Here is a 24,340-nt window from a genome sequence, read left to right on the forward strand (position 1 = left end):
GACCTGCGCCGTCACACGTTCCAGAACGTACGCTTACCCCCATGCGTTCCCGCTCGATCCCCGGCAGCTCCGGCCACCCGCGCCCCCTGCGCCTGCTCGGCGACCCGGCCCTGGCCGCGGCCTGCCGGGACGTCACCGACTTCGACGCCGGGCTCGCCACGCTCGTCGAGGACATGTTCGCGACGATGTACGCGGCCCAGGGCGTCGGACTGGCGGCCAACCAGGTCGGCGTCCCGCTGCGGGTGTTCGTCTACGACTGCCCGGACGACGACGACCGGCGCCGCCTCGGACACCTCGTCAACCCGCGCCTGGTGGAGGCCGACGGCGTTCTGGTGCGCGGCCCCGAGGGCTGTCTGTCGGTGCCCGGCATCGAGGCCGGCACCCCGCGGTACGACCACGCGGTGGTGGAGGGGTTCAGCGTGACGGGCGAGCCGCGCACCGTGTCCGGCACCGGCTTCTTCGCCCGCTGCCTCCAGCACGAGTGCGACCACCTGGAGGGCGGCCTCTACCTCGACCACCTCACCGGCCTGCGCCGCCGCCGGGCCCTGCGGGCCGCGTCCCGCGCGCCGTGGGCGGGACGGGATCGGGCCACGGGCTCGTAACCGGGCTCGCTTCCTCAGAACCCGGGCCCGCCCAGCCGGTCTCCGGCCGCCGCCAGCCGTCCCCACAGCAGGTCCGCCAGGTGCTGCACCAATTGCGCCCGCGAGCAGGGGCGTTCGCGCAGCCACCAGTCGCCGGCCGCGTGCATCATGCCGACGATCCCGTGACCCCACACCCGGGCCAGCTCCTCGCCGCCCGGCCCCAGGTCCAGCCGCTCGCCTATCACCTGCGCCAGTTCCTCGCCGAGCCGGCGCAGCAGCGGCGCGGAGTGCCGGCCGACGTCGAAGCCGGTGTCCTTGTCGGCGCCCGGCGCCTCGTCGGAGGGGTGCATCAGGAACCGGTAGACCTGCGGGCGGGCCTCGATCGCGGCCAGGTAGGTGTCGAGCGTCGCCTCGACGCGGTCCCGGCGCGGCACGGGGGAGTCCAGCGCCGCCCGCAGCCCGTCCAGCAGGGCGTCGGTGTGCCGTACGGCCAGGGCCCGGTAGAGCCCGCCCTTGTCGCCGAAGTGCCGGTACAGGATCGGCTTGGTGATGCCGGCCTCCGCCGCGATGGCGTTCATCGAGGCGTCCGGGCCGTCGCGCAGCACCACCCGGTCCGCGGCCTCCAGCAGTTCGCGGCGCCGCCGCTCGGTGGCCGTCTGCTGCCGCCGTACCGTGTCCGGCGGGTCCGCCGAGGCGCCGTGCCCAGCGGCGGGCTGCTCCACCGCGGTGGCCTGCTGCCTGCTGTCGTGCTGGGTGTTTTCCATGTCCCACTCCCCGCCCTTGTGTATCCGTGACGCTCGCGCAACGTAACACTCCCACTGCGGGGTGATTGGGGGGCTGGGGGAGTTGACATCCCTTACTCGCGGGTAACACACTCGGGTTACCGCAAGTAACATGAGGTAGGCGACACTGCCCGGCAGCCGTCCGGGACCGCACCGCTGGAGGGGTCATGGCCGAGTTCACCATGGAGCTGAGCGACGAGCAGAAGGAGGTCAGGGACTGGATCCACGGCTTCGCCGCCGACGTGATGCGCCCCGCGGCCGCCGAGTGGGACGAGCGCGAGGAGAGCCCCTGGCCGGTGATCCAGGAAGCCGCCAAGATCGGTCTGTACTCGCTCGACTTCTACGCCCAGCAGTTCTTCGACCCGACCGGCCTCGGCATCCCCATGGCCATGGAGGAGCTGTTCTGGGGCGACGCCGGCATCGGCCTGTCCATCGTCGGCACCGGTCTGGCCGCCGTCGGCGTCCTGGCCAACGGCACCGAGGAGCAGATCGGCACCTGGATACCGCAGATGTACGGCGACGCCGCCGACGTGAAGGTGGCCGCCTTCTGCTCCTCCGAGCCCGACGCGGGCTCCGACGTCTCCGCGATGCGCACCCGCGCCGTCTACGACGAGGCCAAGGACGAGTGGGTGCTCAACGGCACCAAGACCTGGGCGACCAACGGCGGCATCGCGAACGTCCATGTCGTCGTCGCGGTCGTCGACCCGGACCTCGGCCCCAAGGGACACGCCTCCTTCATCGTCCCGCCGCGGACTCCCGGCCTGTCCCAGGGCCAGAAGTTCAAGAAGCACGGCATCCGCGCCTCGCACACCGCCGAGGTCGTCCTGGAGGACGTACGCGTCCCCGGCCACTGCCTGCTCGGCGGCAAGGAGAAGCTGGACGAGCGCCTGGCCCGGGCCAGGGAGCGGGCGCGCGGCACCGGCGAGCGCGTCAAGAACGCCGCCATGGCCACCTTCGAGGCGTCCCGCCCGGCGGTCGGCGCCCAGGCCGTCGGCATCGCCCGCGCCGCCTACGAGGTCGCCCTCGACTACGCCAAGGAACGCGTCCAGTTCGGCCGCCCGATCATCGACAACCAGGGCGTCGCCTTCCAACTCGCCGACATGCGCACCCAGATCGACGCCGCCCGCCTCCTGGTCTGGCGCGCCTCCTGGATGGCCACCGCCGGCAAGCCGTTCACCTCGGCCGAGGGCTCCATGTCCAAGCTCTTCGCCGGCGAGACCGCCAAGAAGGTGACCGCCCAGGCGATGCAGATCCTCGGCGGCAACGGCTACACCCGCGAATACCCGGTCGAGCGCATGCACCGCGACGCCGCGATCTACACGATCTTCGAGGGCACGAGCGAGATCCAGCGCCTGGTCATCGCGAGGACGGTGGCGGGGGTGCCGATCCGGTAGGCACGGCTCGTACCGGGCACCGCCCGCCGGCAGTACCTTGGCGCCGTACGAGGAGGCGCCGTGGACGAGGAACTCGCCGCGCTCCTGGCCGGTGCGATCGGGCTCGCCGGGGCGGTGCTCGGGGCCGCGGTCGGCGGGCTGGCCAGTTATCGCGCGGCGAAGCGCAGCGCGGAGGTGGCGGCGCGCGCCCTCGCCGAGCAGGTGGCGGGGCAGGCCCGGTACGAGCAGGAGCAGTGGGTGCGCCAGGAGCGGCGCCAGGTGTACGGCGACATCAACCGCGCCTACGCCGAACTGGCCGCCGCCCTCGCCGCCCTGCACACCGCGCTCTCACGGCGGAGGCCCGTACAGGAACTGGTCGAGCGGGTGGAGGAACGGCGGCTGCAACTGTCGGTCGCGGTCAGCCCCACGGCCATGCTGGGGCCCGTGGAGGTCCACGACGCCGCACGCGCGCTGATCGGCGCGACCGATGCCTTCGTGGCGGCGTACCGCGAACTGGCCGTGCCGCCGGAGGCCCACGAACAGGCGCAGCCCGACGCCGTACGGGAGTGCGTCGCGGACCGCAGGGCGGATGTCCACGCCTGTCTCAGCAACTTCTCCACCGCCTGCCGCAACGTCCTGCTGCGGCAGGGCGACAGCTGACCGGGCGGCCCCGGCCCGTTCAGGCGGCCATGTCCTGCCGCGGCACCACCTTGAACACGTCGCCGTGCGCGGAGTACACCACGTGCACGTCCTCACCGGCGGCGCGCAGCACCTCCACCACCGCGTCCAGCATCGGCAGCGACCGGGCGCTGCCCGCGGGCAGCTGGCGCGGTAACGACACGGCGGGCACGCGAAGCGGTTCCTGAACGACGTTCATGACATCAGCCCCATCTCGGCACGGAACATCCCCCGTCGGCACAGCCGCGCCGTCGGCTCAGCCAGCTTGCGACAGGGCGATGAACAGAAGCTCAACGGCTCGTTCAGCGGCGTCAATCGAGGCCCGCCCGGTCGTACGTGTTTCCCTCAGCAGCGGCGCTCCCACCAGGGCCGGTCTTCCGGCGCGTGCGGGTCGGGAAGCGTGCGGGCGAGGAAGGTGCGGTCCAGCGGCTCGACCAGTGCGCGGAGTTGGCGCGCGCTGCGGCGGGGCAGGGCGTGCAGCGCGAGTTCCAGCTCGGTGCGCCCGTGCCCGCCGTCGCAGCAGCAGGGGCAGCCGTAATACGCCGTATCAGCCACGTAACGGCGTGGCAGCCGGACCTGCTGCCGCCAGCTCTCCAGGGCCTGGGCCACGGCTCCGGGCGTCAGGCGTGACCGTTCCAGGGCGCGTACATCGAGCTGGGCGGCGGCGTCGAGGCCGTCCACCACCGTGAAAGCGGCGGGCCGCCGTGCTGCCAGGCCGCCCCGGACCTGGGCGGGGCGCCTACGCGTCATGGGCCCTCCGCGCCGGGCGCGGGTGCCGGGCGGCGGGTACGTGTGTGGTGTGCATGGCGGGATCTTCGCACGGAGGCGGCGGCCGGGCACCCGCATTTCCCGGCCGCCGCCCGTACGGCTACGCGCTGGGCGCCGCGCCCGCCTCCGGCGCCAGGGCCGCCGCGACCGCGCGTACGTACGCCTCCGGGTTGTCCAGCATGATGTTGTGCCCGCAGTCCGGTACCGCCACCACCCGTACACCGGCCGCCACGAGCGCGTCCGCGCCGGGCAGCGGGCCGTCGTCCGCAGGCAGCAGGAACGTACGCGCCATCGGCAGTTTCATCAGCAGCTCCCGCATGACCGGCTCGCTGCCCCGGGTGAGATGGACCGCGCTGCGGTGCAGCGCCTCCAGGCCGGCCAGCCGCATCGTGGACCACCAGTGCGCGCCCGCGGCGTCACGTATCCGCTCCCAGCCGCCCGCGAGGAACTCCTCCTCGGAGAGAGCGGCGATCCCGCCGCTGCCCGCGGCGCCGCGCCGCGGCTCGATCCGGTCGAGGTTGGCGTCCACGAGGACGAGTCGCGCCACCAGGTCCGGGTGGCGGGCAGTGAGCACGATCGCCACCGAGCCGCCCATGCTGTGGGCGACCACGTCCGCCGCGCCCACACCGGCGGCGCGCAGCGCCTCGGCGACCGCGTCGGCGTGCGCCTCCAGGGTGTACGGGAAGCCGGTGGGCCGGTCGCTGATGCCGAAGCCGAGCAGGTCCAGGAGCAGGGAGCGACGACCCGCCAGGAGTGGGTGGGCGGCGGTCTCGGCGAAGTAGGCGGGCGAGGTGGCGCCGAGGCCGTGCAGGTAGACGCGGGCCGGTTCCGCGCCCGGCAGTTCGGCCCAGCGGATACGGTCGCCCTCCGGCGTCACCACGGCGTTGCGCACGGTCGTCTCTCCAGCTCGTCGGACCCGGGCGGCGGGCCCGGGGCGGTTGCGGACACGAGCCCGGCCAGGGCGTGTCGTGGTGTGCGCCCGGGGCTCGGGCACACCTTCTCAGGCCCGCGAATTCGCTGGCGAGGCGGGTGCCGTCGGCTCACCATGGGGACGATGCAGCCCACGACGGAGATCCTGGTTCTGTGCGGCGCCGCCGGGGTCGGCAAGTCCACGACGGCGTACGAGGTGTCCCACCAGCTCGGCCGCGCCGACGTCCCGCACGCCCTGCTCGACACCGACCAGCTGGACCAGGTGCACCCCTGGCCGCCGCCCGGCCTCGCGCCGAGCGAGCTGTCCCGCCGCAACCTCGCCGCGGTCTGGGCCAACCTGGCCGGGGTCGGCCACACCCGGCTGATCCTGACGGGCGTGTTCGTCACCCTGGAACGGGAGCTGGCGTGGATCGCCGACGCCGTACCGGACGCCGGCATCACCCCCGTACGGCTGACCGCCGACGTGCCCACCCTGGAGCGCCGGGTCCGCCGCCGGGAGATCGGTTCCGGGGCGGCGGACCAGCTCGCCCGTACGGCCCGTCAGCACGCGGCCCTCGCACGACCGGAACCGCCGGGCACGACGGTGATCGACACGACTGGGCGGTCCGTGGTCTCGGTGGCGTTCGAGGTGATCGGGGTGTGGCTCGGCGGGGGGACGGGGCGGGGCGGGGCCGGTGAGCGGTCCGGGGGCTCCGCCTCGTAGGACCGCGGCGATCAGAGTCCCGCGCGCTCCATGAACAGGGTCCGCAGGTGCGCCAGGCTCCGCTCGGCCAGGGGGCGCAGGGCGGGGGCCGCGGCCAGGGCGTCGGCCCGCAGCCGGGCCGTGGCGTCGGGGCCGAGGGCGTCCGTGGCCTCGGTGGTGAAGGAGGGCTCGACGAGCCACTCGTCCAAGAGGCCGGGCGTGACCTCCAAGTGGAACTGGATGCCCCAGGCGGCCGGACCGGCGCGGAACGCCTGGCACTCCGTGGTGCCGGTACGGGCCAGGACGCGGGTGCCGGGCGCGGGCACGATGCGGTCACCGTGCCAGTGGAGTACGGCCGGGGCGTCGGCCAGCGGGCCGACGAACGGGTCGGCGCGGTCCACGTCGTCCAGCGCGGACCAGCCGATCTCGCTGCCGCGGCCGAGTTCGGCGGCGGGCCGTACGGCCAAGCCCTGGGCGCGGGCGAGGAGCTGGGCGCCGAGGCACACGCCCAGCGTCGGGACACCGGCCCGCAGCGCGTCGGCCAGCAGGTCCCGCTCGACCTTCAGCGCCGGGTGCTCCGTCGTGGCGTCGGCGTTCATCGGGCCGCCCATGACGACCAGCCCGGCCAGGTCGGACAGCGGCGGCAGGTCGTCCGCCGAGGCGCCCGGCGTGTCGATCAGGTTGCGGATGTCGACGCGCAGGCCGCTGCCGTCCAGGGCGTCCAGGATCAGCCCGGGCTTCTCGACCTCTACGTGCTGGAGCATCAGGACGGTGCGCGGGGGCATGGTGCGGTCTCCTCGGGAGGGGGCGGCAAAGCGGTAACAGGGCGAGGGGCAGCTTAACGTGCCTGGTCACGGCCTTGCCGCGGCGCATTGGCCGATGCCCTGGGCCGGTCCCGGCCGCGCCTTCGTGTTCTTCGACGCACCGGGCTGCCGAGGCCTGCTCCGTATGGCGATCCTCCGCCTTCGGGCGGGGCGGCGAGACGGCGTCGGGCGCGGGCGCCAGGACCGGTTCCGGCGCTGGGCCGGTCAACGCCTCCGGGACCGCTGGCGCCGGGGCTGCGGTGGGCGCGGCGGAGGCTGGGGCGGGGAAGCGGGCGGCGAGGCCCTCCAGGAGCCGGGCGTACGCGGCGCGCTTCGGCGGCCGCGGCTCGCTCCTTCCCGCTTCCCAGTTCCCCATCGCCTCGCGGCGGGCGTTCAGCGCCGTGGCGATCTGCGCCTGACTCAGGCCCGCCGCCTTACGCAAACGCTTGCGCTCTGCAGGAGCCGGGACCGGCAGGTCGTCCTGCGCGACTTGCTCCAGCAGCGCATCGACGGCGTTGAACAGCTCGTTCTCAGTGGCCACAGAGGTCACCCGCACCTAAATCGCACGCCAGTCGAGCAGCGGAAAGGCGGAAAGGCTCAGGCCCGACATGCCGTCACTGACGCCTGTCCTGCGCCATCGGGGCGGGGGACCGAGCGGCCCCGGCTTCACGGCGCACCGTTCCGTTGAGCCAATAGGCAACGCCGGTTACGGAGGTTCCGGGCCTCGCGAGCGAGCGCGGTGATGGTGGGCAGTTCGCCAGTAGGACGCCAGCGGCGCTCGCGTAAGCCGGCGATCAGGGCATGAGGAACGCATGGATGGCGGCTGGTGTGACGCCGAGGCCGGCGGCCATCTGGGGCAGTGTGCCAGTGTGGATCTGTTTGTTCGCCAACAGGGCTTGGGTGTCCGCGAGTAATCGTCTGGTCATGGCGGAACGGTAAGACGCTGTCTCCGGGGAAAGCCGGAGGCGCAAGCGGAGTTCACCGTCCACGTCGGCGATCTGTGCGCGGCCAAGACGGGCCAGGGCGGTCAGATGGCGTACGGCACCGAGGGCGGCCCGTTCGCCGGCCTGCCGGGTGAGCAGGTAGTCGAGTTCGGCCAGGCACAGCGGGGAGATGATCAGCGTGCGGGGCAGTCCGAGCACCTCGCGGGCGGCGTGGTGGTTGCGGTCTCGGGCGTTGAAGACCGCGAGCAGGACCGAGGTGCCGGCGACGGCGAAGGCCGGTGAAGCGGTCACCGGCGCAGGTAGGCGTGGGCGTGTTCGGACAGGTCCGGCGGGCCTTCGAACAGCGCGGGCCAGTCGGGTACGGCCGGGTCGTCTCCGAACGCCGTCTCGGGGACGAGAACCTGGCCCGCGGCCCACTGGATGGCGAGAGCTTGAGGGGACTGGCCGGTGACCGCTGCCAGCTGGCGCAGATAGTCCGCGGTGGCGCCCGTAGCCGTGACGTGCACGGTGATGCTGGGCCCGTCCTCGGGCGGCAACTCCGGGGGCGGCTGGTCGCTCATCCTGGCGCTCCTGTCGTGGTTGTCCGCTCCCCAGTGCGCCGGGTCAGCGGTTGGTTGGCCGGGCAAGCCGACTTCATAGCTCATTCCGACCGGTGACTCTTTCGGCTGATGGTGCCTTGGTCAGTCCGGATTTTGAGCCAGTGTGCTTCAGCCAGAGATTTTTCTTCATGGGCGGGCAGCGAGACGCGCGATCATTCAGGCTGCCCCCGCCAGGTGGCGGCGGAAGCGAGTAGCCATCGGCTGACGGTGCATGCCGCTAGGCGGATGAGTGTCTAGACAACTTCTGCACTTCCTTCATGTGGCTGGTCAAGTTGTTGCTCGCGTTTGCGTTGCTCAACTCTCAAAAGCTCGATTTCCTTGGCGAGTTTGGATAGTCTGGTGGATTCATCGGAGTCGTCGTAAGGGTAAATACCCAACTCAAAAGCTGTAGCGTGGCGTTCCATATCGTCCGCTGTCTGCTGGAGGTAGAACGCCCGCTCGCGCCACTTGTAGTACCCGGTGAAGCCTGCCGCTGCGCCGACGGAGAAGGTGATGCCCATGGCCCAGTACTTGAGAGGGGCTGGCGTGTCGGCAAGGGCCGTGACGGCGGTTCCCCCCAGCGAGCCGAGGATGATTATAGTTTGAGCCAGGTTGTGCCTTCTCCTGTACTTTCTTCCGTCTCTACGGAGGCTGTCGAGCTCTGTTGGAATTGAGTCCTTATAGGAGTATTGGCGGTCTTCTACTGGTAGTCCGAGCTGGGCGGCATCCAGCAGGCGCCGCTCTTCCGCTGCTTCGAGTTCGATCTTCAGTTCACGTGCTGCCTTCCCGTAGAGATTTCCTCCCTGATGCCCCGAGTGCGTGCTTCTCGCTCTCTTTTCTGCGGAATTAACCGCCAGAAATGTTCCGACGCTGAGTACGAACACGGGGATGGTGATTTTGTTTGCGAGAGCCATCGCAGACCATCCCGCAGCCACGTTCGCAATGATGAAGGCGAAGAGTAGAACGACAGCTAGAGTCCCGGAGACCCAGCGGGTCAGTGTCTGGGCACTTCTGATCCGTAAGGCAACCCGAAGTTCAGCGATATCCTTCTTGTGTTTGATGAGGAGCTCTGCCCTGGCGGCTGCGTCCCCTGATGTAACTTGCATCGGCGTCTCTGACCTTTCGCTATTCAAGGGTGAACTTGCGCTAGGCGGGGAAGACTTGAGTGCCTTCCTGCGACTCGTCGGCGCTTCCGGTGCTGTGTTGTCTGGCAGGTCACCGGGAGCTCCTCCGTGCTGCACAAGGTGGGCGTTCTTGAGTACGGAGATGACAAGGAATACCCCACCAGCGACACCAGTAAGCATGATTAATGAGCCCACGCCGACGGCAATGAGAAGCGGATAGGCGTCGTCCAAAGTTCTCCCCGTTGCTTCATGTTCACGATGCCCGTTGCGACCTGTCGGCGTGAGGAATGCAGAGGGTAGTTGCAGTTCGTCATCGAAGAGGATCGAACGTTAGATCCGGCCATGTAAGCGGCGGAATCCGGTCGACACCAGCTGGACCCGCGAGGGCTCTGGCTCTCTTCGTCCGCCAAGCGGAGTGCCTGACCTGGCCGACGAGGTCGGGCCGGGCGGGGCTTCACCCGTGCAGGTTGCCGCCTCCGCCTCGACAGCCGCCTGCTCGCGCAGCCGCTCCTCAAGGACGCGCCGCCGCTGGCCGTCGGACGGGCCGGGGAGGTCCCGGTCAATGTTCGTGCCGATCCGGGCGTGGCGGATGTGGATCACGTGCTGGCAGTTCTCGCACCCGGTCCCGGTGTCCAGCCTGATCCCGTCGTCGCGGCGCCAATCCGTGCGTGAGGACCGCTGGACCAGGCCCGCCGGATCAGCCAGCCGAATCCCTTGACGGCGGAAAGGGCACGCTCTACTTTCTTCGGTACTTCCGCAAAGTAAAACTTAGATTCCATGATGCGGAAACAATGAAGCTGACGCCGCTTCCGCCCCCGGGCCGGAGCGCGACCCCGACCGGCCGACGCAGGAGTACTCGATGCCTCGAATGACCGCCGCCCGTGCGGCTGTGGAGATCCTCAAGCGCGAGGGTGTGACCGACGCGTTCGGTGTGCCGGGCGCGGCGATCAACCCGTTCTACGCGGCGCTGCGGGCCGGTGGCGGCATCCACCACACGCTCGCCCGCCACGTCGAGGGCGCCTCCCACATGGCCGAGGGCTACACCCGCGCCCACCCCGGCAACATCGGCGTCTGCGTCGGCACGTCCGGACCTGCCGGCACCGACATGATCACCGGTCTGTACTCCGCGACCGGTGACTCGATCCCGATCCTGTGCATCACCGGCCAGGCGCCGACCGCGGTGATCCACAAGGAGGACTTCCAGGCCGTCGACATCGCCGCGATCGCCGCCCCCGTCACCAAGGCCGCGACCACCGTCCTGGAGGCGGCCCAGGTCCCCGGCGTCTTCCAGCAGGCGTTCCACCTGATGCGCTCCGGCCGCCCCGGGCCGGTCCTGATCGACCTGCCGATCGACGTGCAGCTGACGGAGATCGAGTTCGACCCGGAGACGTACGAGCCGCTGCCGGTGCACCGGCCGAAGGCGACGCGCAAGCAGGTCGAGAAGGCCCTCGCCATGCTGAACGCCGCCGAGCGCCCGCTGCTCGTCGCGGGCGGCGGCATCATCAACGCCGACGCCTCGGACCTGCTCGTCGAGTTCGCCGAGCTGACCGGCGTCCCCGTCATCCCCACCCTGATGGGCTGGGGCACGCTCCCCGACGACCACCGCCTCAACGCCGGCATGGTGGGCCTCCAGACCTCGCACCGCTACGGCAACGCGACCTTCCTGGAGTCCGACTTCGTCCTCGGTATCGGCAACCGCTGGGCCAACCGGCACACCGGCAAGCTGGACGTCTACACGCAGGGCCGCACCTTCGTGCACGTCGACATCGAGCCCACCCAGATCGGCAAGATCTTCGCCCCGGACTACGGCATCGCCTCCGACGCCAAGGCCGCGCTGGAACTGTTCGTGGAGGTCGCCAAGGAACTGAAGGCCGCCGGCGAACTGCCCGACCGCGGCGAGTGGGCCGCCTCGGCCCAGCAGCGCAAGGCCACGCTCCAGCGCCGTACGCACTTCGACAACGTGCCGCTCAAGCCGCAGCGGGTGTACGAGGAGATGAACCGCGCCTTCGGGCCCGAGACCCGGTACGTCACCACCATCGGCCTCTCGCAGATCGCCGGCGCCCAGCTGCTGCACGTCTACAAGCCGCGCCACTGGATCAACTGCGGCCAGGCCGGGCCGCTGGGCTGGACCATCCCGGCCGCGCTGGGCGTCGCTACCGCCGACCCCGACGGCAGCGTCGTCGCGCTCTCCGGGGACTACGACTTCCAGTTCATGCTGGAGGAGCTGGCGGTCGGCGCCCAGCACCGCATCCCGTACGTGCACGTGCTGGTCAACAACTCTTACCTGGGCCTGATCCGCCAGGCACAGCGCAACTTCGACATGGACTACCAGGTCACCCTGGAGTTCGAGAACATCAACACCCCCGAACTCGGCGTCTACGGCGTGGACCACGTCAAGGTCGCCGAGGGCCTGGGCTGCAAGGCGATCCGCGTCACCGAGCCGGACCAGCTGCTGCCCGCCTTCGAGGAGGCCAAGAAGCTGGCCGCCGAACACCGGGTCCCGGTGATCGTCGAGGCGATCCTGGAGCGGGTCACCAACATCGCGATGAGCGGCACCGACATCGGCAGCGTCAACGAGTTCGAGGACCTGGCCACCGAGCCCGGCCACGCGCCGACCGCCGTCGTGCCGATGAGGTGAGCCGGGCGGGGGCCGGTGCCCCCGCCCGCTCGGCCTCCATGCTCTGGGGCGACGGTGGCTCAGCGGTGGCTCAGGCGTCCGCGGGCCAGTCGTCGCCCGCTGCACGGGCGTGCAGATGCTCGTCGTGCCAGCCGTCGGCGTGCAGGAGCGCGCTACGCATGGTGCCTTCCAGCCGGAAGCCCGCCTTGGCCGCCACCTGGCAGGACGCCGGGTTGGCCACGGAGTGGGTGAGCCGCAGCCGGTGCAGGCCGAGATCCTCCAGGGCCCACCGGCTGATCCGTACGGTTGCCGACACCGCGAGCCCGCGCCCGCGCGCGGCCGGGAGCAGCCAGTAGAGGAACTCCGCGCTGCCGCCTGCGAGGTCCAGGTCGGCGAGTCCGACCAGCCCCACCGCCGCGCCGTCCTTCCCGCCGTCCTTCCCGCCGTCCTTCCCGTCCGCGACGGCCCAGATGGCGGCCTGTTCGTCGTGCCACCGCTGGTGCCAGTGCGCGATTTTGGCCCGCGCGGCCTCCGGTGAGACCTGCGCGGGCCGGTTCCACTGCTGGATGTCCGGGTCCTGGCAGGCGGCGACCAGTGCGTGCGCGTCGGTGGGGCGCCACGGGCGTAACTCGGCGTCCGTGGTGAGCGGGAGGGTGGGCTGCTCACTGTCCCGCATGCGGCCGGTGGGTACGACGGGGGGTATCGGGGAGGGCGTGGTGGGCCGCGTGGTGGCCTGCATGGCTGAAGTCATGGGTGGATCATGCCAGCGGCCGTACGGGGTGGCGGGCTGCCGGTGAACGTCCCCGGGCGTACGCCCGGGTTGCCATCAGGTGCGCGTACGGCGCCCCGGGTACCACGCGACCACCAGCGCCCCGCCCGCCACGACCACCGCGGCCAGGACCAGCATCGCGACGTCGAGCGAGCCGGTGAAGGCGTCGAGCACCGCGTCGTGCAGGCCGCCGCCCGCCGGGCCGGACGCGCCGCTCAGTTGCCGTTCTGCCGCGGCCACGGTTGTCGGCGGGTGCGGGCCGTTCAGGACGGCGGGCAGGTGGGCGGTGAAGAGGGCGGTGACGATGCTGCCGCTGATTGCGATGCCGAGCGCGCTGCCCAACTCGCGGGCGAGGCTCTGTAGTCCGGAGCCGGTTCCCGCCCGGTCCGGCGGCAGTGCCGACATCATGCCGTGCGAGAGCAGGGGGGTGGCCAGGCCGCAGCCGGCCGCTGTCAGTGTCGCACCGGCGGCGTAGCGGACGTACGGGGTGTGCGCGCTCACCGTCGACACGGTGGCCAGGCCCGCCGCCAGTACCAGCAGCCCTGTACCCACGGTGGCCCGGCCGCCCAGCCGCTGCTCCATTGCCGTCGCACAGCGCGGGGCCAGCAGCAGCGCGGCCGCCATCGGCAGCAGACGTACACCTGCCCCCAGCGGCGAATGGCCTTGCGCGTACTGAAGGTACTGGCCGTTGACGTAGAACAGGCCGAACATGCCGACGAAGGCCAGCGCCAGGCCCAGCGCTCCCGCCCGCACGACCGGCAGGGCGAAGAGCCGCGGGTCCAGCATCGGGTGCGGCCGCCCAAGTTCGTACCGTACCCAGCAGGTCAGCAGTACGGCGGCGAGGGCGAAGCCGCCCACGGTCCGTACGCTCAGCCAGCCCGACTCGGGTCCGGAGACGATGCCCGCCAGCAGGGACAGGAACCCGGCGGTCAGCAGGCCCGCCGAGAGCGGGGAGACCGGGCGGTCGTGGCGTACGGCGGCCGGGGTGCAGGCGGCGATCAGGACGAGGGCCAGGAGGGCCGGCGGGGCGACGCACACGAACAGGGCCCGCCAGGAACCGGCCTGAAGGGCCGCGCCGCCCCCGACGTTGCCCAGGACCGCCGCCAGGCCCGTCATCGACGCCCACACCGCGACCAGCCGGGCCCGCCGCTCTGGCGCCGCGTCCGCGACCAGCAGGGCCAGCGTCGTCGGCAGTACAGCGGCGGCCCCGACCCCGCTGAGCATCCGGCCGGCGATCACCACCGCGATGCCGGGCGCGGCGGCGCACAGCGCGGATCCCGCAGTGAACAGCGCCATCCCGCTCAGCAGCGTGCCTTTGCGGCCCAGCCGGTCCGCGAGGGCGCCCGCCGGGACGAGCAGACAGGCGAAGAACACCACGTACCCGTCCACGACCCACACCACCGCCTCGGCGGAGGGGTGCAGCGGGCTGCGGGACAGTGACGGGATGGCGAGGTTGACGGCGGAGACCATGCCGACGACGAGGGTGACGCACAGGCACATCACGGCGATGGTGAGGCGGTTGGGGCCGGTGGGGTGGTTCGGGCCGGTGGGGGCGGGGTTCGGGGGGTGGGGAGAAGCGGATTCGGAGGAGGCGGGGGAGGCGGGGGAGGCAGGGGAGGCGGAAGAGGTGGGTGTGGTGCGGGTCATCGGTTGTCACCTGTCGGGCTGTCGGGTACGCCGGTGCCCCGGCCCAGTTCCGCGCGGAACGCCAGCCGGTCGCCTCGGACGCGCAGGAACTCCAGGTCCACGGGGCGTCCGTCCGGCATCCGGGTCAGCCGCTCGACGGTGAACACCGCCTGTCCCGGCGGGGTTCCGAGCAGGGCCGAGGTGCCGGGGTCCGCGTTGACCGCGTGCACGGTCACACTCGCCGAACCCAGCGGGCCGCCGACCGACTCCTCGATCAGGCTGAACAGGTCCCGGCCCGCCAGGTCCGCGTCCAGCAGCGGCCGCCCGATGTCGGTGGTCAGGTAGGTGAGGTCCAGTGACAGCGGGTCGTCGCCGAGGCGGCGCAGCCGCTCGATGTAGACGACCTGTCCGTCGTCGGGGACGCACAGCTTGCGCGCCACTTCCCGGGGCGGCCGGAGCACGTCGGCGACCCGCACCTCGTTGCTGACCCGCCCGTACGCCGACAGGGTCTCGGCCAGTCCGGTCAGCCGCTCCAGCGTGTGCTCGTACGTACGGCGCCGGATCACCGTGCCCACGCCCTGCCTCCGTTCCACCACGCCCTCGTCGCGCAGCACGCCCAGCGCCTCGCGGACGGTGTTCCGTGAGGCGCCGTGGTCGGCGATCAGGCTCCGCTCGTCCGGCAGGACGCCGGAGGGGAAGGCGCCGGAGGCGATCTGCCGGCGCAGTACTTCCGCGACCTGCCGGGCCCGGTCCGCGCGGGGCCGGGGGCGGGGGTGAGGGTGGGGGCCGGGGCTTGCGGGAGCGGCGGTCGGTTCGGACGGCGACGCGGTCATGGGATCTCCGCAACTCGGCTCGGGGCACGCCGGGCGACTCGGTGCCGGGCGTCTGCCCAACCTAGGCTCCGCACATTTCGCCGAAGTTACGCCACCCGCTCTGACCTGCGACAACGCTGGGACGTGGGAGGTTGTGCACCGTGTCGGGGAGTTCCGCCACCTGAGGCGGCGCGCTCGTGGGCCCGGGGCATCTCCCGTATGCCGGAAGGGTTGTTCCGTGTTGCGGGCTGCTTTATCGTCGGCCCGCCCGGTCCGGGGCGGCGGGAAACCGACCATGGAGGAGAGCGCGTTGGCGAATCAGGCGGGGCGGGAACGGTCCGGGGACGCGGGCGAGGGGGGCCGCGAGCGGGAGGCGGGGACGGGCCGTCGGTCCTTCCTGATGCACGCGGGGCTGACCGGGGCAGGCGGTCTGCTGGCGGCGACCACGGCGGCGGGCCCCGCGTCGGCCGTCGCTCACGCGCTGCGCCCCGAGCAGTTCGAAGGCGAGGAACTGCTGCTCGTGCCGGACGTGCTCCTGCTGTCCGGAGGGCCGGTCACGGACCATGCCGTACGGGTGGAGGGCGGCGTCTTCCGGGAGATCGGGCCCGCACGCAAGCTGATCGGCGCCCATCGCCGCCTGACCCCGGTTCACCTCGGACACACGCTGCTGATGCCGGGTTTCGTGGACGCGCACCATCACCTGACGCAGAGTTTCGGCAAGGCGCAGGCGTTCGGGCAGCCGTCGGAGATCTTCAAGGCGGTCTGGGAGCCACTGGAACGCGCGCTCGACGAGGAGAGCGCCTACCTGGCGGCGAAACTGGCCGCGCTGGAAGCGCTGCGCGGCGGGTTCACCACCGTTGCCGACGCCGGGACCCGCGCGCCCGTCGACGTCGCGGTCCTGGCCCAGGCCACCCAGGAAGCCGGTATCCGCTGCGTGCTGGGGCAGGTGTGCTCGGACGGCAAGGGCGGCGAACGGCACCTCGCCCGCTGGGACGGGTCCCGGCTGGTCCACCCGTCCCTGGCGATCCCCGTGCCGGAGGACGCCGCCGACGCCGGGGTGCTGCGGCGCACCGCACGGCTGTGCGCCGAAGCGGGTGCCGTCTTCCAGGTGCACGTCAACGAGCACCTCGCCTCCGTCGAACGCTCCCTCAAGGCCGTCGGCCGGCGCCCGGTGGAACACCTCCACCACGTCGGCGCCCTCGGACCGCACACGCTCGGCGCACACGCCACTCTGCTCACGCCCGGCGAACTCCGCCTGCTGGCCGACACGGGCACCGCCGTCAGCTACAACCCCGTCGCCAGCGCGTGGAAGGGCAACGGTGTCGCGCAGGCCGGGACGATGGCCGCCATGGGCGTGCGCTTCGGCACCGGCACGGACGGCACCCGTGGGGACGGGTTCCGCCTGGTGGACGCCGCGGAGACCGCACAACGGCTGGCGTTCGGCCTGCAGAGCGGCGACTCGGTGTGCGGCGCCGGGCGGCTGTGGCTGGAGCACGCGACCTCGCGCAGCGCCGACGCGCTCGGCCTGGGCCGGGTCACCGGCGAGATCGCGCCCGGCAAGGCGGCGGACTTCCTCGTCGTGGACCTCGACGTACCGGAGCTGACGCCGTCGTGGGACCTGAGCTGGGAACTGGTACGCCTCGCGAACCGCGACCAGATCCGCGCGGTCGTGGTCGGCGGCCGCCTGCGGCTCTGGGACGGCCGCCCGCTCGACTGGGACGGCCCGGCCCTGGTACGGCAGGCCGCGGAGGCGGGGCGCGAGGTCGTGCGCCGGGCGGGCATCCGCCGCGTCCAACCGGCGCCTTCCGGTCCGTGACGCGGGCCGCTGGAGCGCGTGTCGGGGCTCGTCCGCGTACGTACTGGCCGGGACGCGTCGAGCCGGTAGCGTTTCGACGTGCCGGCTGCGTCCTGTCGAACCGGCTTCGTCCTGTCGTACCGGCTGCGTTTCGTCGTACCGGTCGCGTTTCGACGTACCGGTCGCGTTGCGTCGTGCCGGGTCCGTCTCGACGATCCGGTCGCGTCTCGTGGTGCCGGCTCCGTCTCGTCGTACCGGCTGCGTTTCGTCGTACCGGTCGGGACCCGTCGGGATCCGTCACACCGGTCGGGACCCGTCGCGCCGGCGGCGACTCGTCCGCGTACGTACCAGTGGCATCGCGTGAGGCACGGGCGTCCCTGACACCCCTGACACCCCTGACGCCCCCGCCGCTTCTGACGCCCTGAGCCTCTGACACCTCAGACACCTCACGTACGCGGACGAGTCCCCGGCTGTCAGCCCTCCGCCGCCCCCGCCGGCCGCCCCAGCACCCGCAGGCCGCGCAGGCGGTTCAGGGCCGCGGCGACCTCGTGGCGGCGCGGCAGCGCGAAGTCCTCGTCGCGGACGGCGAGGAGGCGGTGCGCGCCGTCCTCCAGGTCGCCGTCGAGCAGGTCGAGCGCCTCGGCCAGGGTGCGCTTCCCGTCCACGTACCCGCGCCGCACCATCAGTTCGAGGGCCAGGCCGATGCCCACCACCTGGCGCGTGTCCGCGATCTGTTCGACGGCCCGGAGGTCGATGTCGTGCTCGCCGAAGGTCAGCCCGTCGTCACCGCGCGCCCGGATGCGGGAGCGGCCGCGTACGGACGTGTCGAGCGAGCCGGGGTCCGGGCGGCGGTGGGCGACGCCGGGGAAGGCGTCCGCCTCGGCGGTCCGGCCGGTCGGCACCGCCGCCAGCCGGCGCGCCCGCCCGGTGACGTCGGACGGCCGGTACGCGTCCATCATGACCACCTGGTCGGCGACCTCCATGTAGTCGCCGGACCCGCCCATCACCAGCACGGTCGAGACCCCGTGGTCGCGGTGCAGGGAGCGGACGAGGTCCACGAACGGCGTCAGCGGCTCCCGCTCCTTGGCGACCAGCGCCTGCATCCGCGCGTCACGGATCATCAGGTTGGTGGCCGCGGTGTCCTCGTCGATGAGCAGGGCCCGGGCCCCCGCCTCGACGGCCTCGCACAGGGAGGCGGCCTGCGACGTGGAGCCGGAGGCGTTGTCCGTACAGAAGTCGGTGGTGTCCGCGCCGCTCGGCAGGTGGTCCACGAAGGCGTGCACGTCCACTCGCTCGACCCGGCGGCCGTCCTCGGAGCGGATCTTGACGGTGTCGGGCCGGGCCGCCACCCGCTCACGGCCGTCCCCCGGGACGTGGTCCCACACGCCCGTCTCCAGGGCCCGCAGCAGCGTCGACTTGCCGTGGAAGCCGCCACCGACGATCAGCGTGACGCCTTCGCGTACGCCCATGCCGGTGACCGTCCCCGCGTGCGGCAGATCGACGGAGACCCGCAGTTCCTCCGGAGAGGCGAACGGGACGACGCCGTCACCGGTCGCCGGGCGGTCGTCCACGCCGCTGCGCCGCGGCAGCACCGCGCCGTCGGCCACGAACGCGACCAGGCCGAGACCGGGCAGCGCGGCACGCAGCGCGGCCGAGTCCTCGACGGTGTCCGCGAAGGCCCGTACGTCGTCGGCGTCCAGCGCCGCGTACCGCAGCGCGCGCTCGGCGACCCTCGGCAGCAGACCGCACAGCACGTGCTCCGCCGCGTGCCCGTCGATGCGGCGGCCGTGCCCCGGCAGGTCGACTCCCAGCCGCAGCGTCACCGAGCCGTCCCGCGCGTCGACCAGGCAGGAACTGCGCTCCAGCACCTCCTGGCCGCCGGCGTCCACCCGCAGCGCCCGGTGGTCCGCCGCCTCGGCGGCCCGCCGCGCCAGATAGCTCGCCAGTGCCCGGCGCCGGACCGGCGACTCCCACAGGTCGGCGGGGAACCCGGCCTCCTCGGCCGGTACGCGCAGGGCGACCCGCGCGGGCGGCGCGTACGGGTCGGACTGCCCGCGGATCACCTCCAGGGTGAAGCCGGGCATGGACCAGCTGCCGAGGAGCGCCTTGTACCTGCCGTACGAGGCGCCGTCCATCCGGCGCAGCTCCCCGGCCAGTCCGTCCCGGACCCCTTGCGGGCGGTCGGCCCGCGGCCGGTCCTGTGGACGGCCGTGGCCACGGGTCGGCCCGCGGTCCCGGCCGTGTGCGCGTCCGCGGTCGTGGTCCCGGCCTTGAGGGCGTGGCACAGCGCCTGCACCTTTCTCGTCGTGTCGTGTCGTGTCGTGTCGTACGTCTCGTCGTGTCGTGCGGTCACCGGTGGTCCACCGGTCCGACGGCCGACGATACCCAGACCGGCACTGTGCCGTCGCACGCGGACGCGGACGCGTGACCGGCCGCGGCCGGGCGCACCCGTCCGCGGCCGGTCACCGGCCCTGCCCGTACCGGCCCTGCCCGTACCGGCCCTGCCCGTACCGGCCCTGCCCGTACCGGCCCTGCCCGTACCGGCCCTGCCCGTACCGGCCCTGCCCGTACCGGCCCTGCCCGTACCGGCCCTGCCCGTGCCGGCCCTGCCCGTACCGGCCCCACCCGTACCGGACCCGTCGGCGCGCGGCGGGCCCGGCGCGACGGCCCCGTCAGTACACGGCGAAGGGGAACAGCCGCCGGGGCGCGTCCGCCTGCGCGTCCTGGCCGTCGGCCGTACGGACCGGCCGCAGACCGACCAGGGTGGTGCCGCCGCACGCGCAGATCACGGACGTGGCGACGAGCAGCCGCCCGGAGCAGTCGACGACCGGGGTGGTGAAGGTGCGCGGCTCCGCGGCCCCGCACCGGCGGCACGCCGCCGTCGGCGCCGCGCTCACCGTACCGGCCCCGTCCCGCCCCGCACGGCGGCGGCCGGTGTGAGCGCCGACGCCAGGAGCAGGACCCAGAGGGAGTCCTGCGGGACGGGGAATCCGGTGGGGGAGGGCGTCACCAGGGTGACGCCGACGACGAGCACCGCCACGAAGGCGATGCCCGTACAGCGAAGGGCTATCCTGAAGTTGACGGACATGAGGTCTCCTTGTGGATGAAGAACACGAGGTTTTCCGAGTTCGGCAGAAGGCCGTTCCCTGCTTCCCGCCAGAAGCTCCAGGGAGCGGCCTTTTCGTGTGCCGGTGGCGGTACGGGCGCCGCCCGCCCGCCGGTTGGTCCTGACCGGTCGCGATCGGCTGTCAGGTCACATGGCGGCCTCCTTCCCGCTCCTTCCCGCTCTCCGGCCGCGCGGAGCCGTGCGGCCCGTACACCGGAAGTGTCGGCCCCACGCTCACCTGCGCCTATGGCAGAGCGACGGGCGCAGGCATTTCTGAGCACCGCGACAGCGCGCCGGGACACTGGCGGACACCGGTGGCACAGGCGGACAATGACGGACAGGCACGGAACATCGGTGACGCTGCCGCAGAGCACCCGGGGGATGATGATCCATTGACCGAACGGCCGGCGTCCCCACCTGTACCGGAGCCCGTGGAGGCGTTCGCGGAGCAGCTGCGCGAACTACGGCTGCGCTGCTTCGAACCGACCGAGGCCCGCCTCGCCCTGCAGATGAAGTGCGGGCGCAGCTCGGTGTCCGCGATGCTCAACGGGCGCCGCTTCCCCAGCTGGGAACTGACCTCCGCCTTCGTCACCGCGTGCGGCGCGGAGCCGGCGGACTGGCTGGACCGCTGGCGGGACGCGAAGCGCCGCCTCGACGCGCTGCGCCGGGGACCGGCCGGCCAGGACGGGTCCGCGCGCCCGGCGGCGCTGCCGGACGTCGGCGGAGCCGCGCTCCTCGCCGCGACCTGGTACCGCAGCAACCCCGAGTTCTACACCGCGGCGGCCCGGTGCGTCCGGGCGGCCCGGGCGGAGATCAGGGTGACGTACACCCGCCGCTACCCGCCCGACCAGTACACGACGAAAGCCTCGGCGGACTACTTCGCGGACATTCTGGCCTGGGCGCGCGAGGACACCGAGGACCAGCGCAGCGTCCGCCGGATCATCGGCGTCCCCGAGACCGACGGCGTGCCCGACCGGGACGTCCTGGCCTGGGCCCGACGGCACCGGGAGGAGACCCGCCAGCTGCTCAACTACGAGGCCAACGTGCTGCGGTGGACGGCGGCGGCCGACGGCCTGAACATGGCGCTGATCGACGACAGCACCGTCTTCCTGGCCTTCTCCGGGGGCGCCCGCCAGAAGCTGAACGGCTTCAGCGTCCAGGACCCGACGTACATGTCCTACTTCGCCGCCTACTTCGAACAACTGTGGACGCCGCTGCAACCGCTGGGCGCCTATCTGGACGCCGCGGGAAACTGACGCGGCGTCGCCGGGCGGCCCACCGTTGTTCCACGAAGGAGTCGTAACGGCGCATACTGCCTGTGTGAGCAATGAGCGATCGAACGGCGCCCAGGATCCTGCCGCACCGCCGCCCGCCGACCGGGAGTAGCGGCTCGAAGAGCGAGAGAAGGCCGCGGACCGGCGCGAACGCCATGCCGACGAGCGGGAACGCCATGCCGACGAGCGGGAACGGCTGGCGGTTCGGCGTGACGAGGCAGCCGACCGCCGGGAGTGCCTCGCGGAAACCCGGGAGAGCGCCGCCGACCTGCGGGAATCCCGCGCGGACGCACGAGAGGCAGCCGCCGACCGGCGCCAGGCCGCTCTCGACGCGCAGGAGGAGCGGGCGGACCGCCGGTCCCGCGCCGCCGGAGAGGACACCGCCGTCTGCCGGCAGCGCTCCGTCGAGGCCATCGTCCGGGCGCAGGACCTGATCACAGCCAGTCAGGATCAGCTCCAGCGGGTCGAAGCGGCGCTGCGCCGCGCGGAGGCGCGCGAGGATTTCGAACAGCGGGCCGTCGATCAGGAAGTGGCGGTCTCGGAACGGCGGAAGCATCGCGAGGCGGACGCGTTGCAGGACCCTTCCGGTCAGGCGGAGCCGGGGCAGGCGGGGCAGTGACGAGAGGGCCCGGTACGGCGGCCGGCCCCCGTCGCCCCGCCTGACCCATGCCCGTGGAGGACCGATTCCCGGCCCCGGCCGGTGCCGGGAGCGTGCGTGGTGTCTACCGAGCGCCGGCCGGTGCGAGCGCGTCGTCGGCGAAGCGCGGCACCTCCGCGTTCTCGTCGTGGCCGCCGTTCTTCTCGCGGATCCACTTGCCGGCCAGGGCGGGGATCCAGGCCGAGAACTCGCTCTGCGTCAGATCGGCGGGGACTTTGCCGCCCAGCTTGTCGATGTCCGCGGCGGGGTAGCCGCCGGGCGCGTCGATGCGTTCGGCCGGGGTGTCCTTCATCGTCGCGTCCCAGACCTGGAGGGCGAACGTGGTGCAGTTCCTGGCGGACGTGCCCGCCCAGCCGCCGGTCAGGAGGAAGTTCCAGCTGGGCAGGAGCGTGTACTTCTCGTTGAGTTCGCCACGCCGCTGGATCTCCTGCTTGAAGGCGCTCTGCTGGGCGCCGGACAGCGTCGTACAGCGCGCGGCGCGCGCGGAGTGCGCCTGGCCCTGGTCCTGCTTGCGGCTCGGCCGGTCCCATTCGACCAGTGGCTTGCCGGGTACGTTGATGTCGTAACCGGTGTAGTTGACGGACATGCCGTCGACCGGGGAACCGTCGCCGTTGGTGCCGTCCGGGTCGTTCGGCTGGAAGGAATACGTGTCGTAGCGGGCCTCTTCGCCGCTGTCCAGCTTGCGGTGCAGCTTTCCGCTGGTGGTGAAGTGTACGAGCCAGCTGTGGCCGAACACGTGCTGGCTCACGTTCAGTTCGTAGAGCAGCTTGTTCGTCTGCTGGGCGTAGGACAGCTCGCCGTACTTCTTCTTGAAGTCGTCGCTCTTCCACAGCGCGTGGGCCCGCTTGCCGATGTCCCAGACGTAGCCGCCGGTGGTGCGGTCGGTGATCTCGGTGCTGTAGATGCAGAGCACGTTGTCCAGCGAGCGGGCGCCGGTCGGCTGCGGCCGGTCGGCGGCGTGCGCGGCGGGCGTCTGGAGCAGGCCCAGGAGGAGGGCGGCCGCGGCGCTCGACGTGATCACGGCAGGTGTACGTAAGGTCATGAGGTGCGGGTGCTTTCCTTCGGTCGGCCGGCGGCTCGGACGCGCCGCCGGCTCGGCGTACCAAGATCATTTCGGTCGGTGGTCCCGTGCGCCAGGGGCGGAAAGTCCTGGCCGGACGGGACTTTCGCCCTTACGGGGGCGGGGTGGTGCCGGGGGCTGTGCAACCGGTGCGGGCCGGGGCGGGCGGCCGGAGTCCGGGGCCGGGGTCGGGGCGGCCGGGCGCCCGGCTCGCGGCGCGTGATCAACTGGCCTGGTCCGGCCGGCCGGGCTGCCCGCCCGCCGCGCCGGGTGGCGCCGTGACACGGCGTCCGACGTTCCGACCCCGGGAGAGTGGTCCGCGATGAACAGCATCAGTTACGACGACGTGCGGGCGGCGGCCGGCCGGATCGCCGGGGACGTGCGGCCGGTCACCGTCGCACCGGTCGACCCGGGCGGGTTCGGGCCCGGCGAGGGCTGGCTCGCCTACGAGTTCACCCAGCACACCGGGTCCTTCAAGGCCCGTGGTGCGGCGAACTTCATCGCCGCGCACCGCGAGGCCGGCACCCTGCCCGAGGCCGGGGTGGTCATCGCCTCCGGGGGCAACGCCGGACTGGCCTGTGCCTGGGCGGCGGGCCGCCACGGCGTCCGGGCGACGGTCTTCCTGCCCGAGACCGCACCGCCGGTCAAGGTCGCCCGGCTGCGCCTGCTCGGCGCCGACGTACGCCAGGTGGGCACCGAGTACGCCGCCGCGCTGGAGGCGGCCGGGGAACACGTCGCGCGGACCGGCGCGTTGGAGGCGCACGCGTACGACCACCCGCTGATCGCCGCCGGGGCCGGCACCTTGCTGGAGGAGATCCGGGCCGCGCTGCCCGGCCTGGACACGGTCGTCGTCGCGGTCGGCGGCGGTGGCCTGTTCAGCGGGGTCGCCGCGGCCGCGCACCACCACGGCGTACAGGTCGTGGCCGTCGAGCCGGAGAACTGCCGGGCGCTGAACGCGGCGATCGAGGCGGGCCGGGTCGTCGACGTCCCGGTGGACTCCGTCGCCGCCGACTCGCTGGGCGCGCGCCGCGCCAGCCGGATGGCGCTGGACTGGGCGCTGCGGGCCGAGGCGATCTCGCTGCTGGTCCCGGACGAGGCGATCGTGGCCGCGCGCCGGAGCCTGTGGGACGACCGCAGGCTGGCGGTCGAACACGGCACGGCGGCCGCCTTCGCCGCCCTCCGGTCCGGGGTGTACCGGCCCGCGCCGGGGGAGCGGGTGTGCGTCGTGGTGTGCGGCGCGAACACCGACCCGTCGGACCTGGTGCGCCCCTGACTCCGTACGTCCCGATTCCGTACGTCCCGAACCCGTACGCCCCGGTGCGTGACCCCGGCGGCCTGTTCTGGCGCACGCATTCGATGTGCGGATGACTGCCGGGCCGG

General features: G+C 72.5%; 23 protein-coding genes and 1 pseudogene. 8 read left to right on the plus strand and 16 right to left on the minus strand.

Annotated features, from left to right (window positions below):
• Positions 1–41: 41 nt before the first annotated feature.
• A complete protein-coding gene (gene def / locus OEIGOIKO_RS38190; RefSeq protein WP_125057885.1) occupies positions 42–602 on the plus strand; it encodes a peptide deformylase in 561 nt (186 codons plus the stop codon).
• A gap of 14 nt (positions 603–616) precedes the next feature.
• Here the strand turns inward: def and OEIGOIKO_RS38195 are convergent, their stop codons facing one another.
• Positions 617–1,345 (minus strand): TetR family transcriptional regulator, encoded by a 729-nt coding sequence (locus OEIGOIKO_RS38195; RefSeq protein ID WP_246177829.1) that lies wholly within the window; start codon positions 1,343–1,345, stop codon positions 617–619.
• 185 nt (positions 1,346–1,530) lie between these two features.
• Between OEIGOIKO_RS38195 and OEIGOIKO_RS38200 the strand changes: the two genes are divergently transcribed.
• Together OEIGOIKO_RS38200 and OEIGOIKO_RS38205 are read left to right on the plus strand one after the other, a co-directional pair.
• Positions 1,531–2,757: an acyl-CoA dehydrogenase family protein gene (locus OEIGOIKO_RS38200; RefSeq protein ID WP_125057886.1), complete on the plus strand. Its 1,227-nt coding sequence runs from the start codon at positions 1,531–1,533 to the stop codon at positions 2,755–2,757.
• Positions 2,758–2,817: 60 nt separating this feature from the next.
• A complete protein-coding gene (locus OEIGOIKO_RS38205; protein ID WP_125057887.1) occupies positions 2,818–3,396 on the plus strand; it encodes a hypothetical protein in 579 nt (192 codons plus the stop codon).
• Between the two features lie 19 nt (positions 3,397–3,415).
• On the opposite strand, the gene OEIGOIKO_RS38210 is transcribed toward OEIGOIKO_RS38205, so the two are convergent.
• From OEIGOIKO_RS38210 to OEIGOIKO_RS38220, 3 genes are all read right to left on the minus strand, one after another.
• Positions 3,416–3,577: a hypothetical protein gene (locus OEIGOIKO_RS38210; protein WP_226048747.1), complete on the minus strand. Its 162-nt coding sequence runs from the start codon at positions 3,575–3,577 to the stop codon at positions 3,416–3,418.
• Positions 3,578–3,759: 182 nt separating this feature from the next.
• On the minus strand, positions 3,760–4,164 hold the full coding sequence (locus OEIGOIKO_RS38215; RefSeq protein ID WP_125057889.1) for a hypothetical protein: 405 nt from the start codon (positions 4,162–4,164) through the stop codon (positions 3,760–3,762).
• A 118-nt stretch (positions 4,165–4,282) separates the two neighbouring features.
• The gene (locus OEIGOIKO_RS38220) at positions 4,283–5,074 is read right to left on the minus strand and encodes an alpha/beta fold hydrolase (RefSeq protein WP_125057890.1); all 792 of its coding nucleotides are present in this window, start codon (positions 5,072–5,074) and stop codon (positions 4,283–4,285) included.
• 162 nt (positions 5,075–5,236) lie between these two features.
• Between OEIGOIKO_RS38220 and OEIGOIKO_RS38225 the strand changes: the two genes are divergently transcribed.
• Positions 5,237–5,815: an ATP-binding protein gene (locus OEIGOIKO_RS38225; RefSeq protein ID WP_125057891.1), complete on the plus strand. Its 579-nt coding sequence runs from the start codon at positions 5,237–5,239 to the stop codon at positions 5,813–5,815.
• Between the two features lie 11 nt (positions 5,816–5,826).
• On the opposite strand, the gene OEIGOIKO_RS38235 is transcribed toward OEIGOIKO_RS38225, so the two are convergent.
• The 5 genes and pseudogenes from OEIGOIKO_RS38235 to OEIGOIKO_RS42400 all read right to left on the minus strand — a co-directional run bounded on the left by OEIGOIKO_RS38235 (position 5,827) and on the right by OEIGOIKO_RS42400 (position 9,474).
• Positions 5,827–6,579: a type 1 glutamine amidotransferase gene (locus tag OEIGOIKO_RS38235; RefSeq protein ID WP_170251972.1), complete on the minus strand. Its 753-nt coding sequence runs from the start codon at positions 6,577–6,579 to the stop codon at positions 5,827–5,829.
• A 373-nt stretch (positions 6,580–6,952) separates the two neighbouring features.
• Positions 6,953–7,153, minus strand: a pseudogene (locus tag OEIGOIKO_RS38240) (hypothetical protein); the annotation flags it as partial.
• 238 nt (positions 7,154–7,391) lie between these two features.
• Positions 7,392–7,832, minus strand: coding sequence for a PIN domain-containing protein (locus OEIGOIKO_RS38245; RefSeq protein WP_125057892.1), 441 nt, complete (start codon positions 7,830–7,832; stop codon positions 7,392–7,394).
• Positions 7,829–8,101: a hypothetical protein gene (locus OEIGOIKO_RS38250; protein ID WP_125057893.1), complete on the minus strand. Its 273-nt coding sequence runs from the start codon at positions 8,099–8,101 to the stop codon at positions 7,829–7,831. The genes OEIGOIKO_RS38245 and OEIGOIKO_RS38250 overlap by 4 nt, the downstream gene beginning before the upstream one ends.
• Before the next feature lie 272 nt (positions 8,102–8,373).
• Positions 8,374–9,474, minus strand: a complete 1,101-nt coding sequence (locus OEIGOIKO_RS42400) for an SLATT domain-containing protein (RefSeq protein WP_218040034.1) — start codon at positions 9,472–9,474, stop codon at positions 8,374–8,376.
• 628 nt (positions 9,475–10,102) lie between these two features.
• Between OEIGOIKO_RS42400 and gcl the strand changes: the two genes are divergently transcribed.
• Entirely contained in the window at positions 10,103–11,881 is a 1,779-nt protein-coding gene (gcl, locus tag OEIGOIKO_RS38265; protein WP_125057894.1) for a glyoxylate carboligase, read from the plus strand.
• 70 nt (positions 11,882–11,951) lie between these two features.
• Here the strand turns inward: gcl and OEIGOIKO_RS38270 are convergent, their stop codons facing one another.
• From OEIGOIKO_RS38270 to OEIGOIKO_RS38285, 3 genes are all read right to left on the minus strand, one after another.
• Entirely contained in the window at positions 11,952–12,611 is a 660-nt protein-coding gene (locus OEIGOIKO_RS38270) for a GNAT family N-acetyltransferase (RefSeq protein ID WP_125057895.1), read from the minus strand.
• A 75-nt stretch (positions 12,612–12,686) separates the two neighbouring features.
• Positions 12,687–14,276, minus strand: coding sequence for an MFS transporter (locus tag OEIGOIKO_RS38275; RefSeq protein ID WP_246177830.1), 1,590 nt, complete (start codon positions 14,274–14,276; stop codon positions 12,687–12,689).
• Positions 14,273–15,088 (minus strand): GntR family transcriptional regulator, encoded by an 816-nt coding sequence (locus OEIGOIKO_RS38285; RefSeq protein ID WP_125057896.1) that lies wholly within the window; start codon positions 15,086–15,088, stop codon positions 14,273–14,275. Before OEIGOIKO_RS38285 ends, OEIGOIKO_RS38275 begins: the two co-directional genes overlap by 4 nt.
• 274 nt (positions 15,089–15,362) lie before the next feature.
• Here OEIGOIKO_RS38285 and OEIGOIKO_RS38290 point away from each other — a divergent pair, with 274 nt between their 5' ends.
• Positions 15,363–16,883 (plus strand): amidohydrolase family protein, encoded by a 1,521-nt coding sequence (locus OEIGOIKO_RS38290; RefSeq protein WP_371859004.1) that lies wholly within the window; start codon positions 15,363–15,365, stop codon positions 16,881–16,883.
• A 452-nt stretch (positions 16,884–17,335) separates the two neighbouring features.
• Here OEIGOIKO_RS38290 and OEIGOIKO_RS38295 read toward each other — a convergent pair whose 3' ends face one another.
• The 3 genes from OEIGOIKO_RS38295 to OEIGOIKO_RS38310 all read right to left on the minus strand — a co-directional run bounded on the left by OEIGOIKO_RS38295 (position 17,336) and on the right by OEIGOIKO_RS38310 (position 19,950).
• Entirely contained in the window at positions 17,336–19,147 is a 1,812-nt protein-coding gene (locus OEIGOIKO_RS38295; protein WP_125057897.1) for an ABC-ATPase domain-containing protein, read from the minus strand.
• A 387-nt stretch (positions 19,148–19,534) separates the two neighbouring features.
• Complete coding sequence (locus OEIGOIKO_RS38305; protein WP_125057898.1) at positions 19,535–19,759, minus strand: hypothetical protein; 225 nt, start codon at positions 19,757–19,759, stop codon at positions 19,535–19,537.
• Positions 19,756–19,950, minus strand: coding sequence for a hypothetical protein (locus OEIGOIKO_RS38310; RefSeq protein WP_125057899.1), 195 nt, complete (start codon positions 19,948–19,950; stop codon positions 19,756–19,758). Before OEIGOIKO_RS38310 ends, OEIGOIKO_RS38305 begins: the two co-directional genes overlap by 4 nt.
• Positions 19,951–20,360: 410 nt before the next feature.
• On the opposite strand from OEIGOIKO_RS38310, the gene OEIGOIKO_RS38315 reads away from it, so the two are divergent.
• Complete coding sequence (locus OEIGOIKO_RS38315) at positions 20,361–21,224, plus strand: helix-turn-helix domain-containing protein (protein WP_170251973.1); 864 nt, start codon at positions 20,361–20,363, stop codon at positions 21,222–21,224.
• A gap of 740 nt (positions 21,225–21,964) precedes the next feature.
• Here the strand turns inward: OEIGOIKO_RS38315 and OEIGOIKO_RS38320 are convergent.
• Positions 21,965–22,942 (minus strand): hypothetical protein, encoded by a 978-nt coding sequence (locus OEIGOIKO_RS38320; protein WP_125057901.1) that lies wholly within the window; start codon positions 22,940–22,942, stop codon positions 21,965–21,967.
• Positions 22,943–23,282: 340 nt separating this feature from the next.
• On the opposite strand from OEIGOIKO_RS38320, the gene OEIGOIKO_RS38330 reads away from it, so the two are divergent.
• The gene (locus tag OEIGOIKO_RS38330) at positions 23,283–24,233 is read left to right on the plus strand and encodes a threonine/serine dehydratase (protein WP_125057903.1); all 951 of its coding nucleotides are present in this window, start codon (positions 23,283–23,285) and stop codon (positions 24,231–24,233) included.
• Positions 24,234–24,340: the final 107 nt, after the last annotated feature.

The organism is Streptomyces paromomycinus, from assembly GCF_003865155.1.
In the GTDB taxonomy this organism is placed as follows: Bacteria; Actinomycetota; Actinomycetes; order Streptomycetales; family Streptomycetaceae; genus Streptomyces; species Streptomyces chrestomyceticus.

What these genes read in the sequence shown, in the direction of transcription:
- OEIGOIKO_RS38215 (WP_125057889.1), bottom strand. Translation starts at nt 4,164, where the DNA reads ATGACGCGTAGGCGCCCCGCCCAGGTCCGGGGCGGCCTGGCAGCACGG.
- OEIGOIKO_RS38285 (WP_125057896.1), bottom strand. Translation starts at nt 15,088, where the DNA reads ATGACCGCGTCGCCGTCCGAACCGACCGCCGCTCCCGCAAGCCCCGGC.
- OEIGOIKO_RS38250 (WP_125057893.1), bottom strand. Translation starts at nt 8,101, where the DNA reads ATGAGCGACCAGCCGCCCCCGGAGTTGCCGCCCGAGGACGGGCCCAGC.
- OEIGOIKO_RS38225 (WP_125057891.1), top strand. Translation starts at nt 5,237, where the DNA reads ATGCAGCCCACGACGGAGATCCTGGTTCTGTGCGGCGCCGCCGGGGTC.
- OEIGOIKO_RS38310 (WP_125057899.1), bottom strand. Translation starts at nt 19,950, where the DNA reads ATGTCCGTCAACTTCAGGATAGCCCTTCGCTGTACGGGCATCGCCTTC.
- gcl (WP_125057894.1), top strand. Translation starts at nt 10,103, where the DNA reads ATGCCTCGAATGACCGCCGCCCGTGCGGCTGTGGAGATCCTCAAGCGC.
- OEIGOIKO_RS38330 (WP_125057903.1), top strand. Translation starts at nt 23,283, where the DNA reads ATGAACAGCATCAGTTACGACGACGTGCGGGCGGCGGCCGGCCGGATC.
- OEIGOIKO_RS38200 (WP_125057886.1), top strand. Translation starts at nt 1,531, where the DNA reads ATGGCCGAGTTCACCATGGAGCTGAGCGACGAGCAGAAGGAGGTCAGG.
- OEIGOIKO_RS38235 (WP_170251972.1), bottom strand. Translation starts at nt 6,579, where the DNA reads ATGCCCCCGCGCACCGTCCTGATGCTCCAGCACGTAGAGGTCGAGAAG.
- def (WP_125057885.1), top strand. Translation starts at nt 42, where the DNA reads ATGCGTTCCCGCTCGATCCCCGGCAGCTCCGGCCACCCGCGCCCCCTG.
- OEIGOIKO_RS38195 (WP_246177829.1), bottom strand. Translation starts at nt 1,345, where the DNA reads ATGGAAAACACCCAGCACGACAGCAGGCAGCAGGCCACCGCGGTGGAG.
- OEIGOIKO_RS38270 (WP_125057895.1), bottom strand. Translation starts at nt 12,611, where the DNA reads ATGACTTCAGCCATGCAGGCCACCACGCGGCCCACCACGCCCTCCCCG.
- OEIGOIKO_RS38275 (WP_246177830.1), bottom strand. Translation starts at nt 14,276, where the DNA reads ATGACCCGCACCACACCCACCTCTTCCGCCTCCCCTGCCTCCCCCGCC.
- OEIGOIKO_RS38290 (WP_371859004.1), top strand. Translation starts at nt 15,363, where the DNA reads ATGGAGGAGAGCGCGTTGGCGAATCAGGCGGGGCGGGAACGGTCCGGG.
- OEIGOIKO_RS38320 (WP_125057901.1), bottom strand. Translation starts at nt 22,942, where the DNA reads ATGACCTTACGTACACCTGCCGTGATCACGTCGAGCGCCGCGGCCGCC.